17 protein-coding genes are annotated in these 17,874 nt (G+C 63.8%); 7 read left to right on the plus strand and 10 right to left on the minus strand.

Annotation, left to right across the window (positions count from 1 at the left end):
• Nucleotides 1-109 precede the first annotated feature (109 nt).
• The 5 genes from P5704_007420 to P5704_007440 all read left to right on the plus strand — a co-directional run bounded on the left by P5704_007420 (nt 110) and on the right by P5704_007440 (nt 3,560).
• A complete protein-coding gene (locus P5704_007420; protein ID WOF80292.1) occupies nt 110-1,138 on the plus strand; it encodes an RnfABCDGE type electron transport complex subunit D in 1,029 nt (342 codons plus the stop codon).
• A 1-nt stretch (nt 1,139) separates the two neighbouring features.
• Nucleotides 1,140-1,913 (plus strand): electron transport complex subunit RsxG, encoded by a 774-nt coding sequence (rsxG, locus tag P5704_007425; protein WOF80293.1) that lies wholly within the window; start codon nt 1,140-1,142, stop codon nt 1,911-1,913.
• Entirely contained in the window at nt 1,910-2,623 is a 714-nt protein-coding gene (locus P5704_007430; protein WOF80294.1) for an electron transport complex subunit E, read from the plus strand. Before rsxG ends, P5704_007430 begins: the two co-directional genes overlap by 4 nt.
• Nucleotides 2,624-2,633: 10 nt before the next feature.
• A complete protein-coding gene (gene nth, locus P5704_007435; GenBank protein WOF80295.1) occupies nt 2,634-3,272 on the plus strand; it encodes an endonuclease III in 639 nt (212 codons plus the stop codon).
• Between the two features lie 108 nt (nt 3,273-3,380).
• The gene (locus P5704_007440) at nt 3,381-3,560 is read left to right on the plus strand and encodes a hypothetical protein (GenBank protein ID WOF80296.1); all 180 of its coding nucleotides are present in this window, start codon (nt 3,381-3,383) and stop codon (nt 3,558-3,560) included.
• A gap of 39 nt (nt 3,561-3,599) precedes the next feature.
• On the opposite strand, the gene gloA is transcribed toward P5704_007440, so the two are convergent.
• The 3 genes from gloA to P5704_007455 form a co-directional block, all read right to left on the minus strand.
• A complete protein-coding gene (gene gloA, locus P5704_007445; GenBank protein WOF80297.1) occupies nt 3,600-3,992 on the minus strand; it encodes a lactoylglutathione lyase in 393 nt (130 codons plus the stop codon).
• Between the two features lie 95 nt (nt 3,993-4,087).
• Entirely contained in the window at nt 4,088-5,305 is a 1,218-nt protein-coding gene (locus P5704_007450; GenBank protein ID WOF80298.1) for an argininosuccinate synthase, read from the minus strand.
• Between the two features lie 87 nt (nt 5,306-5,392).
• On the minus strand, nt 5,393-6,283 hold the full coding sequence (locus P5704_007455; GenBank protein WOF80299.1) for an OmpA family protein: 891 nt from the start codon (nt 6,281-6,283) through the stop codon (nt 5,393-5,395).
• Nucleotides 6,284-6,447: 164 nt separating this feature from the next.
• Between P5704_007455 and pyrC the strand changes: the two genes are divergently transcribed.
• The gene (pyrC, locus tag P5704_007460) at nt 6,448-7,491 is read left to right on the plus strand and encodes a dihydroorotase (protein WOF80300.1); all 1,044 of its coding nucleotides are present in this window, start codon (nt 6,448-6,450) and stop codon (nt 7,489-7,491) included.
• Nucleotides 7,488-8,162: a ribonuclease T gene (rnt, locus tag P5704_007465; GenBank protein WOF80301.1), complete on the plus strand. Its 675-nt coding sequence runs from the start codon at nt 7,488-7,490 to the stop codon at nt 8,160-8,162. Before pyrC ends, rnt begins: the two co-directional genes overlap by 4 nt.
• Nucleotides 8,163-8,352: 190 nt before the next feature.
• Here rnt and P5704_007470 read toward each other — a convergent pair whose 3' ends face one another.
• The 7 genes from P5704_007470 to P5704_007500 form a co-directional block, all read right to left on the minus strand.
• On the minus strand, nt 8,353-11,352 hold the full coding sequence (locus P5704_007470) for an FAD-linked oxidase C-terminal domain-containing protein (GenBank protein ID WOF80302.1): 3,000 nt from the start codon (nt 11,350-11,352) through the stop codon (nt 8,353-8,355).
• Between the two features lie 33 nt (nt 11,353-11,385).
• Complete coding sequence (locus P5704_007475) at nt 11,386-12,594, minus strand: aminotransferase class V-fold PLP-dependent enzyme (GenBank protein ID WOF80303.1); 1,209 nt, start codon at nt 12,592-12,594, stop codon at nt 11,386-11,388.
• 66 nt (nt 12,595-12,660) lie between these two features.
• On the minus strand, nt 12,661-13,848 hold the full coding sequence (locus P5704_007480) for a CoA transferase (protein WOF80304.1): 1,188 nt from the start codon (nt 13,846-13,848) through the stop codon (nt 12,661-12,663).
• 28 nt (nt 13,849-13,876) lie between these two features.
• Nucleotides 13,877-14,671, minus strand: coding sequence for an enoyl-CoA hydratase (locus P5704_007485; GenBank protein WOF80305.1), 795 nt, complete (start codon nt 14,669-14,671; stop codon nt 13,877-13,879).
• Between the two features lie 26 nt (nt 14,672-14,697).
• The gene (locus P5704_007490) at nt 14,698-15,981 is read right to left on the minus strand and encodes a TRAP transporter large permease (GenBank protein ID WOF80306.1); all 1,284 of its coding nucleotides are present in this window, start codon (nt 15,979-15,981) and stop codon (nt 14,698-14,700) included.
• 50 nt (nt 15,982-16,031) lie between these two features.
• The gene (locus P5704_007495; protein WOF80307.1) at nt 16,032-16,565 is read right to left on the minus strand and encodes a TRAP transporter small permease subunit; all 534 of its coding nucleotides are present in this window, start codon (nt 16,563-16,565) and stop codon (nt 16,032-16,034) included.
• A gap of 60 nt (nt 16,566-16,625) precedes the next feature.
• Nucleotides 16,626-17,603, minus strand: coding sequence for a TRAP transporter substrate-binding protein (locus tag P5704_007500; protein WOF80308.1), 978 nt, complete (start codon nt 17,601-17,603; stop codon nt 16,626-16,628).
• Nucleotides 17,604-17,874 lie beyond the last annotated feature (271 nt).

The raw sequence follows: 17,874 nt of genomic DNA on the forward strand, positions 1-17,874 counted from the left end.
CGGCCCGACACGGCAGCAGCAGTCGCCTGGATGAACCCCAGCAAAGAACGGATACAAGGCGTAGGCTCCCCAGCCTGCACCCAGTCAACACGCTAGAACCGGAGAGCCAATGGCCCTGCCCCGCATCACTTCGCCCCATGCCAAGGGCCCCAGCCGTACCCAGCGCGTCATGCTGCTGGTGCTCGCGGCTACTCTGCCCGGCGTGATCGTGCTGACCTGGCTTTACGGCGCCGGTACGTTGATCAACATGGCCTGGGCCTGCGCGGCCGCTCTTGGTTTCGAGGCAGCGATTCTGAAGCTGCGCCAGCGTCCGGTAGGCTTCTTTCTGCGCGATGGCAGCGTGCTGGTTACCGCGGTGTTGCTGGCCCTCGCGCTACCGCCCTACTCACCCTGGTGGCTGACACTGATTGCCACTGGCTGCGCGGTGGTCTTCGGCAAACAGCTCTATGGCGGCCTCGGCCAGAACCCCTTCAACCCGGCAATGATCGGCTACGTGGTGGTGCTGATTTCCTTCCCGGTCGAAATGACCACCTGGCCGGTGCCGCACAGCGTCGGGCTGAGCGCCGGGCTGCAGCATATCCTCGGCATCGCCTCGCTCCCCGACGGCTGGACCCAGGCCACCGCCCTCGATGTGCTCAAGGTGAACAAGAGCCTGACCATCGACGAACTCTGGCGCAACCCGGCCTTCGGCCACTTCGGCGGCATCGGCTCGGAAGTGGCGAACCTGGCGTTTCTTGCCGGCGGCCTGTTCCTGCTGCACAAGCGGCTATTCAGTTGGCACGCGCCGGTCGGCATGCTTGGCACGCTCATGCTGATGAGCCTGCTGTTCTGGAACGGCTCGGGTTCCGATAGCAACGGCTCACCGCTGTTTCATCTACTCAGCGGCGCCACCATGCTCGGCGCCTTCTTTATCGTCACCGACCCCGTCAGCAGCGCCACCAGCCCACGCGGACGTTTGATTTTCGGCGCCGGCGTCGGTGTGCTGGTCTACGTCATCCGCGCCTGGGGCGGCTATCCGGATGGCGTGGCCTTCGGCGTATTGCTGATGAACCTCGCCGCCCCAACCATCGATTACTACACCCGCCCGCGCACCTACGGCCACCGCAAGGCCGAGCGCGGCTTCAAGCTGGGCGAATGACATGATGCTTCCGGAAATCAGCCGTTCCATGCTGAAGAACGCCGCGGTGCTGGGCCTGTTCGCAATCGTCACCGTAGGCGCGGTGACGCTGCTTCAGCAGGGAACCGCCGAACGCATTCAGGCCGCCGAACGCGCCGCACAGGTTCGCGCACTGGGTGAAATTCTGCCTGCAGGCAGTTATGACAATCACCTGCTCGACGACAGCGTATTGATCCAGGACCGCTTGCTCGGCAACAAGAGCCCGCTGCCCGCTTATGTCGCGATCAAGGATGGCCGGCCGAGCGCCGTGATCCTCCAGGCCATCGCTCCAGACGGGTACAGCGGCGCGATTCACCTGCTGGTGGGCATTCACGCCGACGGCCGGGTCGCCGGTGTCCGGGTCATCGGCCATCGTGAAACGCCAGGCCTGGGCGACAAGATCGAACTGGCGAAAAGTCCGTGGATTCGCAGCTTCGAAGACAAATCGCTGAGCAATCCCGAGGCTGAGGGCTGGGCAGTGAAGAAGGACCGCGGCGAGTTCGACCAGTTCGCCGGCGCCACCATCACCCCCCGCGCCGTGGTCGGCGCCGTGCACCGCGCCTTGCAGTACTTCGATGCGCACAAGGCCGAGCTGCTGACAACCGGCGGCGCGACGACCGAAGCCGCTGGCGACGCCTTGGAAAGCCGCACCGAGCCCGCCGAAGCCACCGTCCACTCACGCGCCGGCAGTGCCGCCACCCGCGACGAGCTGCAAACCAACGAGCCTGAAGCCGAGCCGCAAGGGGATCAGCCATGAGCGCACCCAGCTATCGTGAATTGACCGTCAACGGACTGTGGAAGAACAACCCGGCGCTGGTACAGCTGCTCGGACTCTGTCCGCTGCTCGGCGTCAGCAACTCGGCGGTCAACGCACTCGGCCTCGGCCTCGCGACGATGCTGGTGCTGACCTGCTCGAACATCGGCGTATCGCTGGTGCGCGGCGTGGTCAACACCGCCGTGCGCCTGCCGGCGTTCGTGATGATCATCGCCGCGCTGACCACCTGCATCGAGCTGCTGATGCAGGCCTTCACCTACGAGCTGTACCAGATTCTCGGCATCTTCATCCCACTGATCACCACCAACTGCGTCATCCTTGGTCGCGCCGACGGTTTCGCCGCCAAGCACAACCCGCTGATCGCCGGCTTCGACGGCCTGGTCATGGGCGTCGGCTTCTGTCTGGTTCTGCTGGTGCTCGGCGGCCTGCGCGAACTGTTCGGCACCGGCACACTGTTTGCCAACATGCACCTGCTGTTCGGCCCAGTCGCCACTGACTGGCAGATCACACTGTTCAGCGACTACAAGGGCTTCCTGTTGGCGATACTGCCGCCAGGGGCCTTCATCGTGCTCGGCCTGCTGATTGCGCTGAAGAACCGGATCGACCAACAGCTCGCCGAACGCGCCCGCGCCACCCAACCCGCCGCGCCGGCTGCCAGCCGCCGTGTACGCGTGACCGGCGTGATCGAGTGAGCCCGTTCCGATGAATGCCGAAAAACGTCGGGAGATCTTCCGCCGCCTGCATGAAGACAATCCCGAACCGAAGACCGAGCTAGCCTACAGCACACCCTTCGAACTGCTGATCGCCGTGATCCTCTCGGCCCAGGCCACCGATGTCGGCGTGAACAAGGCCACTGCACGGCTCTACCCCGTGGCCAACACCCCGGAGGCGATCTACGCCCTCGGCTACGACGGCCTATGCGAATACATCCGCACCATCGGCCTGTATCCGAGCAAGGCGAAGAACGTCATCGAGACCTGCCGAATCCTGATCGAAAAGCATGGCAGCCAGGTGCCGGACAATCGCGAGGATCTGGAGGCCCTTCCCGGGGTGGGTCGCAAAACCGCCAACGTGGTGCTGAACACGGCGTTCCGCCAATTCACCATGGCGGTGGACACGCACATTTTCCGGGTCAGCAACCGCACCGGCATCGCCCCGGGCAAGAATGTTCTGGAGGTCGAGCGCAAGCTGATCCGCTTCGTACCGAAGGATTATCTGCTCGATGCACACCATTGGCTGATCCTGCACGGACGCTATGTCTGCAAGGCGCGCAAACCGCTATGCGGCAGCTGTCGGATCGAGGATCTTTGCGAATACAAGCACAAGACTTCCGACGATTGAGCGCGCTAGTGAAAAGCTCGCACCGCGATTGAAAAAAACTTTTTTACCGGCTTCAAATTTGCGGCTATAAGGTGCGCCAAGAGCGCCCCGTAGCCTTGGAGTGAACAAGTGGCCGAGAAAGAAGACATTCAGATCGAAGACGATTTCATCGCCGAAGATGACGATGAGAGCAGCGAAGCTCCTGTCGAGGTCGCCAAGACCAATCTGACCAAGCGCCGAATCATCGACAACCTGCTGGAGGAACGCCGCCTGCAGAAACAGTTGAACGACTTCGACTTCGATCTGTAAAAGAAAAAGCCCCGAAAGGGGCTTTTTCATCTCTGCCGATCAGTCGGCGCGCTTCGGCGACAAGAGTTCGATCTTGTAGCCATCCGGGTCTTCGACGAAGGCCAGAATGCTCGACCCGTGCATCATCGGCCCCGGCTCGCGGGTGATCTTGCCGCCGCGGGAGCGGATGTCCTCGCAGGCCTTGTAGACATCCTCCACTTCGAGAGCGATGTGGCCGTAGCCGTCGCCCAGCTGGTAGCTGTCCACGCCCCAGTTGTGAGTCAGCTCGATGACGCTGTTGTGCGCCTCGTCGCCGTAGCCGACGAAGGCCAGGGTGAACTTGCCCTCCGGATAGTCCTTGCGGCGCAGCAGGGTCATGCCCAGCACTTCGGTGTAGAAGGCGATGGACTTCTCCATATCGCCGACACGCAGCATGGTATGCAGCAGTCTCATGATTCAGGTCTCCTCGTTCGGCAGCGCTTGTGGCAGTGCAGAAAGTACAACCCCGGCACATGGCCGGGGTCGATGGGCTCAGGCGCGCCAGCTTATCAGAACTGGGTGCGGCCCTTGCCGGCAGCGATGCGCATGCGCAGCGCGTTGAGCTTGATGAAGCCGCCAGCGTCCGCCTGATTGTAGGCGCCGCCATCCTCTTCGAAAGTGGCGATGTTGGCGTCGAACAGCGAATCGTCGGACTTGCGGCCGACGACGATGACATTGCCCTTGTACAGTTTCAGGCGTACCACGCCGTTCACGTTGACCTGAGAGGCATCGATCATCTGCTGCAGCATGCTGCGCTCGGGGCTCCACCAGTAGCCGTTGTAGATCAGACTGGCGTACTTGGGCATCAGCTCGTCTTTCAGATGCGCGACTTCGCGGTCAAGGGTGATCGACTCGATGGCGCGGTGGGCTTTGAGCATGATGGTGCCGCCGGGGGTCTCGTAGCAGCCGCGGGACTTCATGCCGACATAACGGTTCTCGACGATGTCCAGGCGGCCGATGCCGTTTTCACCGCCGATGCGGTTCAGCTCGGTCAGCACCTGAGCCGGTGTCATGTCCTTGCCGTCGATGGCGACGATATCGCCCTTGCGATAGGTCAGCTCGAGGTAGGTGGGGGTGTCCGGCGCGGCTTCCGGCGACTTGGTCCAGCGCCACATGTCTTCTTCGTGCTCGGTCCAGGTGTCTTCCAGCACGCCGCCCTCGTAGGAGATGTGCAGCAGGTTGGCATCCATGGAGTAAGGCGACTTCTTCTTGCCGTGGCGCTCGATCGGGATGGCGTGCTTCTCGGCGTAGTCCATCAGCTTCTCGCGCGACAGCAGATCCCACTCGCGCCAGGGGGCGATCACTTTCACGCCCGGCTTGAGTGCATAGGCGCCCAGTTCGAAACGCACCTGGTCGTTACCCTTGCCGGTGGCACCGTGAGAGATGGCATCGGCGCCGGTTTCATTGGCGATTTCGATCAGGCGCTTGGCGATCAGCGGACGAGCGATGGAGGTACCCAGCAGGTACTCGCCTTCGTAGACAGTGTTGGCGCGGAACATGGGGAAGACGAAGTCGCGTACGAACTCTTCGCGCAGGTCGTCGATGTAGATTTCCTTGACGCCCAGAGCCTGTGCCTTGGTGCGCGCTGGCTCGACTTCTTCGCCCTGGCCGAGGTCGGCGGTGAAGGTCACCACTTCACAGCTATAGGTGTCTTGCAGCCACTTCAGAATCACCGAGGTGTCCAGGCCACCGGAATAGGCCAGAACTACCTTCTTAACGTCCGCCATGCCATCAGCTCCACGGGTTGTACGGAAAGCTTGCGATTCTACCGGTCATGGGCTGGCTTTTACAGGGGCGCACCGCCTGGGCTGCATTCAAGACGACGGGGCGGCGGCAACCGAGGACGCGGGTGGCGCCGCTTCGCGCGCCAGGCGCAAGGTGACACGCCGATTCTTCGCGCGATTGGCCTCGCTGCTGTTGGTCACCAGCGGATAGCGTTCGCCATGGAAGCGCAGGGTGATCCGCTCCACCGGTATGCCGTTGGCGACCAGGTACTCCTGTACCGCCAATGCGCGACGGCGCGACAGATCCCGATTGAGCAGACGGTTGCCGCTGTTGTCCGAATGTCCGTCCAGTTCGATGCGGTTCACGCTGGGATCGGCACGCATGTACTGCAGGACGATATCGAGCCTGGCGCGCCCCTGGGCGTCCAGCACCACGTCGCTGCTCGGGAAACCGATCTGCGACTGGCGCACCTGATCGAAATTGACCGGCAGCAGCTTGGCCGTACAGGCACGGTAGTCCTCGTAAGCCTTACCGAAGCGCGCCGGCAACAGGCGAATCTCCAGCGTATCGCCGCCTTGCATGGTGCGATGCCGCACCACCGGACTACGCCCTTCGAGCAGACCGCTGAGCAGGCGCCCGGCCTGTAGCTGGGTGCTGTTGAACGGAATATCGCCACCACTCACGGTGACCACGCCGAGATTGATATCACTGCGCGACGGTTGCCAAGGCGCCGCTGCGGCAAGCAGGGTCGCCGAGCCCGCACCAAGCCAGCGCTCCGGCGAGTGCAGACGAAAGACCGCCTGCTCGCCGGCGCGCCGGACGAACTCGCCGCTGCCGAAACCGGCGATGGGCTGGGTCAGCCGGCACTCGAACTGATCCCCCTCCACCTGCCATTGCACCCGTTCCAGCCGAGTCTGGAATGTCAGGGCGTTGGCCGGTGAAGCGAGCAGGCACAACAGTACGAGAGGGCGCAGGCGCACGATGAACTCCGAGAGGATGCGTATTCCTCCTAGGTATCGGTGCCCGACCGGCAAACTTGAGCGTGGCACGGCCAGTGCTCAAGCCCGGCAGACGAAGGCAAGATGCCGTCTCCGGGCTTTTCCGGTAGCATTCACGCACGTTTCACCCGCCTGGAAACCCCTGCATGTCCGACCGACTCACCCTGCTGCGCCCCGACGACTGGCACATCCACTTGCGCGACGGCGCCGCCCTGCCTCACACCGTCGCGGATGCTGCCCGCCAGTTCGCCCGCGCCATCATCATGCCGAACCTGGTGCCACCGGTACGCAATGCCGATGAGGCCGAAGCTTATCGCCAGCGCATCTTGGCGGCTCGGCCGGCCGGCAGTGATTTCACACCATTGATGGTGCTCTATCTCACCGACAGCACCAGTGCCGACGATATCCGCCAGGCCAAGGCCAGCGGCTTCGTACATGCCGCCAAGCTCTATCCAGCCGGCGCGACCACCAATTCCGCGTCCGGCGTGACCGCGATCGACAACATCTTCGGCGTGCTGGAAACCATGGCCGAAGTCGGCCTGCCTTTGCTGGTCCACGGCGAGGTCACGCGCAGCGAGATCGATATCTTCGATCGCGAGAAGCACTTCATCGACGAGCAGTTGAGTCGCGTCACCGCGCGCTTCCCGACGCTGAAAGTGGTGTTCGAGCACATCACGACCCGTGACGCCGTGCAGTTCGTCCAAGCGGCAGGCGCCAACGTCGGCGCTACCATCACCGCGCACCACCTGCTGTACAACCGCAACCACATGCTGGTCGGCGGCATTCGTCCGCATCTGTTCTGCCTGCCGGTGCTCAAACGCAACGTTCACCAGGAAGCCTTGCTGGATGCCGCCACCAGCGGCAGCCCGAAGTTCTTCCTCGGTACCGACTCGGCACCCCATGCACAGCACGCCAAGGAAGCGGCCTGTGGTTGCGCTGGCTGCTATACCGCGCATGCGGCCATCGAGTTGTATGCCGAAGCCTTCGAACAGCGGCAGGCGCTGGACAAGTTGGAATCCTTTGCCAGTCACTTCGGTCCGGATTTCTACGGGCTGCCGCGCAACACCACGCAGATCACCCTGGTGCGCGAGGAATGGAACGTGCCGGCCAATCTGCCATTCGCTGATCAGGTCGTCGTGCCGCTGCGTGCCGGGGAACGACTGCACTGGCGTCTGGAGGCGGACGCATGAGCGAAGAACACTTCGAAGACGAGCTCGAGGAGCACCTGCCGGGCAAGCCCCGCTCGCCGATGGCGCGTCGTTTCCGTGGCTTCCTGCCAGTGGTGATCGATGTCGAGTGCGGCGGCTTCAACAGCGCAACGGATGCGCTGCTGGAAATTGCGGCAGTGACCATCGGCATGGACGAGCAAGGGCTGCTGTATCCGCAGGACACGATGTTCTACCGCGTGGAGCCTTTCGCTGGCGCCAACATCGAGGCAGCCGCGCTGGAGTTCACCGGCATCAAGCTCGACCATCCGCTGCGCATGGCCGTGCCCGAATCGCAGGCCCTGACCGATATCTTTCGCAGCGTGCGCAAAGCGGTGAAATCCGCCGGCTGCAAGCGCGCGATTCTGGTCGGTCATAACAGCAGCTTCGACCTGGGCTTTCTCAACGCAGCCATCGCTCGTTGCGAGATCAAGCGCAACCCATTCCACCCCTTCTCCAGCTTCGACACCGCCACCCTGGCTGGCCTTGCCTACGGTCAGACCGTGCTGGCCAAGGCCTGCCAGGCCGCCGGGATCGACTTCGACGGCCGCGAGGCGCATTCGGCCCGCTACGACACCGAGAAAACCGCCGAGCTGTTCTGCGGCATCGTCAATCGTTGGCGGGAAATGGGCGGCTGGGAAGAGTTCGACGACTAGCAGAGCGTTGGGAAACTGTCTGCGTGACAGTGCGGCATTAAAAACAGTCTCAAAAATGCTCCTTTGACAGCAGCTGAACTCCGCTTTTACGACTGTTTTTGTCCTGTCTCGCCTACGTTTTCAAGAGCCTGCTGAATGTTCCCGCTGGCTGGGCCCACGCACCGATGCGTGGGCCCAGCCAGCGGTCGTATCACGCCAGCGCCCGTTCCAGCACCCTCGCCACGTGCAACGCCGTACGCTGGGCACCGTCGTGGATCTGGTGCCGGCAACTGGTGCCGTCGGCGACCACCAGGTCGCCCGCCTTGGCCTGGCGGACCGCCGGTAGCAGCGCCAGCTCCGCCATCTGCATCGAGGCCTCGTAGTGCTCGCGCTCGTAGCCGAAACTGCCGGCCATGCCGCAGCAGGAGGTTTCAAGGGTCTTGACCTCCAGATCCGGTATCCAGCGCAGCACCTGCTCCACCGGCCGCAGCGCGTCGAACGCTTTCTGGTGGCAGTGGCCGTGCAGCAGCACCCGCGGCGTCTCCAGGGGTTTGAGCGCGAGCAGCATGCGCCCGGCATCGCGCTCCCTGACCAGGAACTCCTCGAACAGCAGGGAAGCCCTGGCCAGCGCCCTGGCCTCTTCGCCGTAGCCGTAGCGCAGGAACTCGTCGCGCAGGGTCAGCAGGCACGAGGGCTCCAGCCCGACGATGATCACCCCGCGCTCGACGAATGGCAGCAGGTGATCGAGGGTGCGCCGCGCCTCGGCCTTGGCCTTGTCGACCTGGCCCGAGGCCAGGTACGTGCGCCCGCAGCACAGCGGCCGCTGCTGCGGCGCCCGGTTGAAGTGCACCCGATAGCCGGCCGCTTCCAGGACCCTCCGCGCGGCCCGCGCGTTTTCCGGCTCCATATAGTTGTTGAAGGTGTCGACGAACAGCAGCACTTCCCGGGTGGACGTCGCAGGGCTGGCGCTGGCGCTCGCCAGGAAGTCGCCGTCGAAACGCGGCAGCGCACGCTGCTCGGCCAGACCGAGCCTGCGCTTGAGCCAGCGCGACAGCGGCGACATGCGCTCGACGACGGCGGTCAGGCCGGCCAGACGGCGCGCGTAGGGCGCATAACGCGGCATCTCCGCCACCAGCCGCTCGCGTAGTGGCAACGGGTTGTTCTTCGCCCAGGCGGCGCGCGCCTCGATCTTCATCTTGGCCATGTCGACGCCGGTCGGGCACTCGCGCTTGCAGCCCTTGCAGGACACGCACAGATCCAGCGCCGCCTTCACGTCTTCACTGGCCAGCCCTTCGCTGCCGAGCTGTCCGGACAGCGCCAGGCGCAGGGTGTTGGCACGGCCGCGGGTCAGGTGCTGCTCGTTGCGCGTGGCGCGGTAGCTGGGGCACATGGTGCCAGCGTCGAACTTGCGGCAGTGACCGTTGTTGTTGCACATCTCCACGGCCTTGATCAGCCCGCCGGTGGGATCGCCGGCGCTGCCCGGCCGGCTCTGCTTGCCGGTGAGCGGGTCGCGCAGCACGTCCCAGTCCGACCAGTCGAGCACCGGCGTGACCGGGATCGGCCGGTAGCTCCTGGGGAAGCGGAAATAGCTGTGATCGTCCATTCGTGGCGTGTCGACGATCTTGCCGGGGTTGAGCAGGTTGTCCGGGTCGAACAGTTGCTTGATCTCCCTGAACGCGGCGTTGAGCTGCGGGCCGAACTGCCAAGCCACCCACTCGCCGCGACAGAGGCCGTCACCGTGTTCGCCGGAAAACGCCCCCTTGTACGCGCGCACCAGCTCGGACGCCTCCTCGGCGATGGCCCGCATCTTCTCCGAGCCATCGCGACGCATGTCGAGGATCGGCCGCACGTGCAGGGTGCCGACGCTGGCGTGGGCGTACCAGGTGCCCTCGGTGCCGTGTTTGTGGAACACCTCGGTGAGCTTGGCGGTGTATTCGGCGAGGTGCTCCAGCGGCACCGCGCAGTCTTCAATGAAGGACACCGGCTTACCGTCGCCCTTCATGCTCATCATGATGTTCAGGCCGGCCTTGCGCACGTTCCACAATGCCGTCTGCTCGGCCCCTTCGATCATGCTGACGACGCTGCCCGGCAGCCCGAGGTCGGCCATCAGCTCGCTCAAGCCGTCCAGCTGTCGGCGCAGCTCACCTTCGTCCTCGCCGGCGAACTCGACCAGCAGCAGCGCGTCCGGCTGGCCGATCAGGGCTTTTTCGATCACCGGGCGGAAAGCCGGGTTTTCCAGCGACAGCTCGATCATGGTGCGATCAACCAGCTCGACTGCGGTGGGGTCGAGCTTGACGATGTGCTGGGTCAGGTCCATCGATTGGTAGAAGGTGGGGAAATTCACCACCCCCAGCACCTTGTGCCGTGGCAGCGGCGCGAGCCGGAGCCTGATCCGCCGGGTCACGCCGAGGGTGCCCTCGGAGCCGACCAACAGGTGCGCCAGGTTGACCTGCCCGTCGGGGTCGTAGGGCCGCGGGTTCTGGCAGTCGAACAGGTCGAGGTTGTAGCCGCCGACCCGCCGCAGCACCTTGGGGTAGTGCTCGCGGATGTTCGACTGCTCGCGCTCGGCGATGCGTTGTACTTCGCCGGCGAGCTGGCGAACCCGGTCGCCCTGTGCGAGTTCGTGGAGGAAGCCGAAGCGGGCCTCGCTGCCGTCAGCCAGCAGCGCGTCGATGCCCAGCACGTTGTGCACCATATTGCCGTAGCGGATCGAGCGCGACCCGCAGGAGTTGTTGCCGGCCATGCCGCCGAGGGTGCACTGCGCGGAGGTCGAGACGTCCACCGGGAACCACAGCCCGTGCGGCTTGAGCCAGCGGTTCAGGTCGTCGAGCACCATGCCCGGTTCGACCACCACCGTCAGGTTCTGCGGGTCGAATTCGACGATCTGATTCAGCCAGCGGCTGGCATCGACCACCAGCGCGTCGCCCACGGTCTGGCCACACTGGCTGGTACCGCCACCACGGGCCAGCAGCGGCACCTTGGCATCGCGAGCGATGTCCAGCGCCACCTGCAGGTCGTGCTGATGCCGGGGGATGACGACGCCCACCGGCATCACCTGGTAGATCGAGGCGTCGGTGGCGTAGCGGCCGCGCGACGCCGTGTCGAACAAGACCTCCCCGGCGATCTCGCGCCGCAGGCGCGCCGCCAGCTCGGACACGCGATCGAGCGGGACCTTGCTCGCCGGTATTCTGGGTTCGGTAAACGAAGTCATCATGACCTCCCATGTCAGCGGTCGAGGGGAATATCAGCGCGCGCCGTCCAGCGGATGCGCCGCGAAATAGTCCAGCGCGGCAAGCACGCCGCTGCCCTCGAGCGCGGCCCCGGAGAGTTTGAGCCCGGCCTCGCAACCGCCAAGGGTGGCGATCAGCGTCAGGTCGTTGCAGTCGCCCAGGTGGCCGATGCGGAACATCTTGCCCTTGGCCTTGCCCAGACCGGTGCCCAGCGACAGGTCGAAGCGCTTGTAGATCAGGCTGCGCACGGCGTCGGCGTCGATGCCCTCGGGCATCACCACGCCGGTCAGCACCGGCGAGTAGACACTCGGGTCCTGGCACTGCACTTCCAGGCCCCAGCACTCGACCGCGGTGCGCACGCCAGCCGCCCAGCGCTGGTGGCGGGCGAATACCTGGTCCAGGCCCTCCTCGAGGAGCATGTCCAGCGCCTCGTTCAGGCCGTACAGCAGATTGGTGTTGGGGGTGTACGGCCAGTAGCCGCTCTTGTTCATCTCCAGGATCTCGTCCCAAGCCCAGAAGCTCTTCGGCAGCCGCGCATGGCGGCTGGCCTCGACGGCCTTGTCGGAGACGGCGTTGAAGCTGATGCCCGGCGGCAGCATCAGGCCCTTCTGCGAGCCGGAGATGGTCACGTCGACGCCCCAGCCGTCGTGCTGGTAGTCGGCGCAGGCCAACCCCGAGATGGTGTCCACCAGCAACAGCGCCGGATGCCGCGCCTCATCGATTGCCCGGCGCACGGCGGCGATGTCGCTGGTCACACCGGTGGAGGTTTCGTTGTGCACCACGCAGACCGCCTTGATCGCGTGGCTGCTGTCCTCCTTCAGGCGCCGCTCGATCATGTCGGCCTGCACGCCGTTACGCCAGCCTTCGTAACCCGGCAGGCCGAGGAACTCGGGTTCGAGCCCCAGCCGGCGCGCCATCTTTTCCCACAGCGTGGCGAAATGGCCGGTCTCGAACATCAGCACCCGATCGCCCGGCGAGAGAGTGTTGGCCAGCGCCGCCTCCCAGGCGCCGGTGCCGGAGGCCGGGTAGATGACCACCGGCTGTTCGGTCTTGAACACCTCGCGGACCTTGCGCAGCACCTCCAGCCCCAGTGCGCCGAACTCGGGGCCGCGGTGGTCGATGGTCGGCAGGCTCATGGCGCGCAGGATGCGGTCCGGCACCGGCGACGGGCCGGGAATCTGCAGAAAATGACGGCCGGATGGATGAAAGTCGAGCTTCAGCATGGCGGTTCTCCGATTCTTGTATTTTGCGTTTTGAATTCAAAATCACATAAAAAGCGAAAAAGCTATTCAGCGAATGCAACCCTCGCTACGCAGGCCGAGGATTTCCGCCTCGGTCAGCCCAATGCCTTGCAGGACTTCGTCGGTATGCTCGGCGAAGAGCGGTGCCGGGCGACGGATCTGTGAAGGTGTACGGGAGAATTTGCTGGGGAAGCCGATGGTCTTCATGGTGCCGATAACCGGATGTTCGACTTCCTGGACCATGTCCCGCGCCAGGTAATGTTCGTCCTGCATGGCCTGGGCGAAGTCATTGATCGGCCCGGCCGGCACGCCGGCCTCGTCGCAGCGTTCGAGCCAATGCCTGATCGGCTGCCGGGAAAGGATGTCCTGGAGAATGTCTTCGAGCGCCTCGACATTGCGCGCACGGTCACTGTTGGTCACGAAGCGTGCGTCGACCAACAGGTCTTCGCGCTCGATCACGTCGCGGCACAGACGTTCCCAGGTGCGCTGGTTGGCGCAGCCGAGCATCAGATAGCCGTCCTGAGCCTTGATCGCCTGATAAGGCGCCGAGACTCGGTGGCGCGAGCCGGTGGGCTGCGGCACCCGGCCTTCGGCGAAATAAGCCGCCGCCTCCCAGCTGAACCAGGGCAGGCCGCATTCGCTGATGGCGATGTCGATGTGCTGCCCTTCGCCGGTGTTCTGCTTATGGATGTAGGCGGCCAGAATGGAATAGACCGCAGTGATGCCGCCGCCGATGTCGTAGACCGCGATGCCGGTCTTCAGCGGGCTGCGGCCCGGCTCGCCGGTCATCGACATCAAGCCGCTCATGCCTTGGGCGACCAGATCGAAGCCACCCTTGCTGCGGTACGGCCCGGTCTGACCGTAGCCCGAGATCGAACAGTAGATGATGCCGGGATTGATCCGGCTGATCGTTTCGTAGTCGATCTCCAGCGACTGGGTGACGCCCGGCCGGTAATTTTCCACGATCACGTCGGCCTCGCTGGCCAGGCGATAGAAGATGTCCCGGGCACGGCTGTCCTTGAGGTTCAGCGAAATGCTTTTCTTGTTCCGGTTGATCTGGAAGAAGCAGCTGGATTCGCCGTTGACGTAGGGTCCCATCTGCCGGCTGTCGTCGCCGCCGTTGGCCTTCTCGACCTTGATTACCTCGGCGCCCAGGTCGCCCAGCACCATGGTGCAGTACGGCCCGGCCATGATCTGGGAAATATCGAGGACTTTCATGTTCTGCAGTGCAAGCATGGGTGTTCTCCAGGCAGTGGCGGCGATGTCATTCACCGGTCCATTGGAAGGGGGTCTTGCTGACGAAGCGCTCGACGGCGGCCTTGAAGTCGCGGCTGCCGTAGCAGGCCCGTATCCAGTCGTCGCCGCTCTCCGCCGCCGCGCGGCGGTGCGCGAGCACCCGGTTGATCAGGTCCTTGGAAGCCTGCACGGTGAGCGGCGCGCGTCCGCCGAAGGCCTGCGCCTTGCGCGCAACCTCCGGGTAGATCACCTGCGCCTCGAATACCTCGCTGACCAGGCCCATGGTCGCGGCTTCAGACGCTTCGATCAGCTTTGCCGCCATGAGCACTTCCTTGGTCCGGGCAACGCCCAGTAGGTCCATCAGGCGTGCGACGTTGCTCACCGACAGGCAGTTGCCGAGCGTCTCGGCGATCGGCACGCCGAACTTCAACGACGGCGTGCAGTAGCGGAAATCGCAGGCCAGGGCGATGGCCGCCCCGCCGCCGACGCAGAAGCCTTCCAGCAAGGCGATGGTGGGTTTGCGCAGGCTTTCCAGCCCGGCGATGGCGTTGTCGATGCCACGCTCATAAGCCACACCCGCGTCGCCGTCCTCGAAATCGACGAACTGCCTGATGTCGGTGCCGGCGACGAACGCCTGGCCGCCGCAACCGTGGAGCACCACGGCGACGATGTTCCGATCGTTCTCCACCTCCTGAAGCGATCGGGCCAGGGCGTCGTACATGTCCCAGGTCATGGCGTTGCGGCTGTGCGGACGGTTGAAACCGATCCAGGCGACGCCCTGCTCGATGCGGCAGTCGACCTGCCCCTTGGATGTATCGCTCATGGTTCCGAGCCTCCGTTACGTGGCTGTCAGCCGTAGATCAGGTTTACCAGCGCCATGGCGAAGGCGGGTATGTAGGTGTTGATCAGCAGGATCAGCACCAGCACCCCGAGGAACCAGAGATTGGTCCGGGTTGTGGCCCAGATGTCCGCCTTGGCGATGGAACAGGAGGCGATCAGCACACTGGCCACCGGCGGCGTCTGCTGGCCGATGGCCAGGTTAAGCGTGACGATCAGGCCGAAGTGGATCGGGTCGATGCCGACGGCGAGCACCAGCGGCAACACGATCGGCACCACCAGGATGATCGCCGCCGCCGAGTGCAGGAACATCCCAAGGATGAGGAAGATGACGTTGAGCAGCGCCAGGATGACGTATTTGTTGCTGGTCAGCTCGCCGATCGAGCGAGCCAGCTGCTGCGGCAATTGCGTTTCGGTCAGGTACAGACCGACCACCGCCGAACTCGCCACCAGCAACATCACCACCGCGGTCTGCACACCGGCATCGAGACAGGCTTTGTAGAAGGTTTTCAGGGTGAACTCGCGGTAGATCACGGCGCTGATGAATATCGCCACCACCACCGCCAGCGCGGCGCCTTCGGTGGCCGTCACGATGCCGCCGAAAATCCCACCGAGAATGATCACCGGGATCGACAGCGCCCAGATCGCCCCCCTGAAGGCTTCCCATAAGCGCTTGGCCTGGAAGCGCCCCTCCGAAGGAAAGCCGTGCTTGCGTGCCAGGTAATAGCACATGCAGGCCAGGCCGAAGGCGCCAAGCAGGCCTGGGAATATGCCGGCGACGAACATCTTGACCACCGATTCGCCGGACATCACTGCATAGAGGATCATCGGAATCGACGGCGGCAGGATGATCGCCAGGCTCGCCGCCGAGGACGACAGCGCGGCGGAGAACTCCTTCGAGTAGCCCTTGGTCCTCATCGCCGGGATCATGATGCTACCGATGGCCGAAACACCCGCCACGGCGGAACCGGAGATTTCCGCGAAGAAGATCGAGGCGCCGATGGTCACCATCGACAAGCCGCCCTTGATGAATCCGAGCATCGCTGAGGCCAGGTCGATCAGGCGTCGGGAAATGCTCGAGGCGTTCATTATCGCGCCGGCCAGGATGAACAGCGGAATGGCGATCAGAGGGAAGCTGGTGGCGCCGTCGTACATGACCATCCCGATATTGGGGAGTGCCAGTTCGCCGTAGCTCAGGAAGATCGCCACCGCACCGACTACGCCCAAGGCGATGGCCACCGGGACGTTGATCAGTATCAGCAGGATCAAGCCGAGAAACATATAGAGGATGGTCATTTCTTATTCTCCCGAGCGCCCGGCCGGGCGCTCTGTACCTGTTTCGGAACTCAGGCCTTGGCAAGCTTGATACCGGCCTCTTCCAGCTCGTGATCGACGAATCCGTCGCCCTTGGCACTGGCGATGACCTCGGGCAGACGCAACAGCTCGGCGATGATGAACAGCGCCGCGCCAAGCGGCAGGACGGACTGGGTCAGCTGCAGCGACACACTGGTCAGGCTGATCAGCGTCGAGCCCTCGAGAATCAGCACCACCTGCACGCCGGTATAGGCCAGCAGCACGAAGAAACCGATGGTGATCACCTCTGCGACCAGAGCGACGAACAGGCGCAGCGTCGGCGGAAAGTAATTGATGACGCTCGGGCAGCCGATATGCGCGCCCTTCGCGGCCGCCAATGCCGCACTGTAATAGGTGAGCCAGGCGAGCCCCACCGAGGCCACTTCGTCGTACCAACTGAACGGCGTGCCGGCCAGCCGGGACGCGAAGCCGATAGTGACCACCAGCGTGAGCGCCACCACGTTGACGACGACGATGATTTCCAGGAATTTCGAAAAGCCGGCTCTGATCGCAGTAAGAGCATTCATCAGCGTTCTCCGATAGGTCTGAAACACAGGCAATCCGGTCGATGCCGATCATTGGTGCGGCTACAGCTGACGGAGCTGCGTCACCTTGTCCAGCATCGCCTGCCCGCCCTCGACCTCGTCGGCGAACTTCGCATAGACCTTTTCGGAGCCCTCGATGAAGGCTTTCTGATCGATCTCGTTCACCTCCATCCCTGCCTCTGCCATCTTCTTCACCAGGCTCTCGTCCAACATGCGGCCCTGCTCCAGGGCAAAGCCCTCGACCTCCTTGGCGGCGTCGCTCAACACCTTGCGCACATCCTCGGGCAGGCGCTTCCAGCTGGCGCCGGCGACCACGAAGGCCGGGGTGTAGACATGGTTGGACATGGAGAGATACTTCTGAACCTCATGGAAGCGCTGCGAGTAACTCTGCACCAAGGGATTTTCCTGACCGTCCATCGCCCCCGTCTGCAGCGCCACGAAGGCTTCGGAGAGCGCCATCGGCGCGGGGTTGGCGCCGTAGCTCTGGAACATCGCGACCCGCCAGATGCCATTGGGTGTGCGCAGCTTGAGCCCCTTCAGGTCAGCTGGCACGACGATAGGACGGGCGTTGTTGGTGATCTGCCGGAAGCCGTTCTCCCAGACGCCGACAACGGTGTAGCCACGCTTCTCGGCGGCCTTGTACATGACATCGCGGACCACTTCCTCGCGCACCCGCACCATGTGTTCCCGGTTGCTGATCAAGTACGGCATCTCGAACAGCGAGAACTCGGGCGCCACGCTACTCATCACCGTGGATGGCAGCGCCAGGTCCAGCGAACCGAGCTTGAGCTTGTTGAGCATCTGCGAATCGCTGCCCAGCTGACTCGACCCGTAAGCCACCACCTTGGCCTTGCCCTGGAGCTTTTCGTTGGCGATGCGCGCGAATTCGTTGACCGAGAGTTCGAACAGGGAATCCGGACCACCGACGTGGCCGAACTTGATCTGGATCTCCGCGGCCTGCGCCACCGACGCGGTGAGTCCCAACAGTGACCCGATCAACGCTGATTTGAAGATTTTCATGCTGCTGCCTCCACTCTTGTTCTTATTGAGGTGGTACCGCATTCACCGTCGTTCAGGCCGCCCCTGCTACCAGCAGATGCGTTGGAAAGTGCACGAAGCAAGGTTAGCCATGCCGAAAATGAATTCATTATTCATTTACAGAAACAGACGGTAGTTCAGCTTTTTTCCAAGCGCCAACTTCGAAAGGAAAAATTTTTCTGCTCTCGCAGAGCAAGGTTCGCATCGTGCGGGCACAAGAGAAGGTGATGACGGCTCAGGACCGTCGCGGCTG

It is taken from the genome of Pseudomonas sp. FeN3W (assembly GCA_030263805.2).
GTDB lineage: Bacteria > Pseudomonadota > Gammaproteobacteria > Pseudomonadales > Pseudomonadaceae > Stutzerimonas > Stutzerimonas stutzeri_G.

Bases quoted from the DNA above. Each gene is read 5' to 3' on its own strand.
- rnt (WOF80301.1), top strand. From the start codon at position 7,488: ATGAGCGAAGAACACTTCGAAGACGAGCTCGAGGAGCACCTGCCGGGC.
- rsxG (WOF80293.1), top strand. From the start codon at position 1,140: ATGATGCTTCCGGAAATCAGCCGTTCCATGCTGAAGAACGCCGCGGTG.
- gloA (WOF80297.1), bottom strand. From the start codon at position 3,992: ATGAGACTGCTGCATACCATGCTGCGTGTCGGCGATATGGAGAAGTCC.
- P5704_007500 (WOF80308.1), bottom strand. From the start codon at position 17,603: ATGAAAATCTTCAAATCAGCGTTGATCGGGTCACTGTTGGGACTCACC.
- nth (WOF80295.1), top strand. From the start codon at position 2,634: ATGAATGCCGAAAAACGTCGGGAGATCTTCCGCCGCCTGCATGAAGAC.
- P5704_007430 (WOF80294.1), top strand. From the start codon at position 1,910: ATGAGCGCACCCAGCTATCGTGAATTGACCGTCAACGGACTGTGGAAG.
- P5704_007475 (WOF80303.1), bottom strand. From the start codon at position 12,594: ATGCTGAAGCTCGACTTTCATCCATCCGGCCGTCATTTTCTGCAGATT.
- P5704_007490 (WOF80306.1), bottom strand. From the start codon at position 15,981: ATGACCATCCTCTATATGTTTCTCGGCTTGATCCTGCTGATACTGATC.
- P5704_007480 (WOF80304.1), bottom strand. From the start codon at position 13,848: ATGCTTGCACTGCAGAACATGAAAGTCCTCGATATTTCCCAGATCATG.
- P5704_007495 (WOF80307.1), bottom strand. From the start codon at position 16,565: ATGAATGCTCTTACTGCGATCAGAGCCGGCTTTTCGAAATTCCTGGAA.
- pyrC (WOF80300.1), top strand. From the start codon at position 6,448: ATGTCCGACCGACTCACCCTGCTGCGCCCCGACGACTGGCACATCCAC.
- P5704_007485 (WOF80305.1), bottom strand. From the start codon at position 14,671: ATGAGCGATACATCCAAGGGGCAGGTCGACTGCCGCATCGAGCAGGGC.
- P5704_007450 (WOF80298.1), bottom strand. From the start codon at position 5,305: ATGGCGGACGTTAAGAAGGTAGTTCTGGCCTATTCCGGTGGCCTGGAC.
- P5704_007470 (WOF80302.1), bottom strand. From the start codon at position 11,352: ATGACTTCGTTTACCGAACCCAGAATACCGGCGAGCAAGGTCCCGCTC.
- P5704_007420 (WOF80292.1), top strand. From the start codon at position 110: ATGGCCCTGCCCCGCATCACTTCGCCCCATGCCAAGGGCCCCAGCCGT.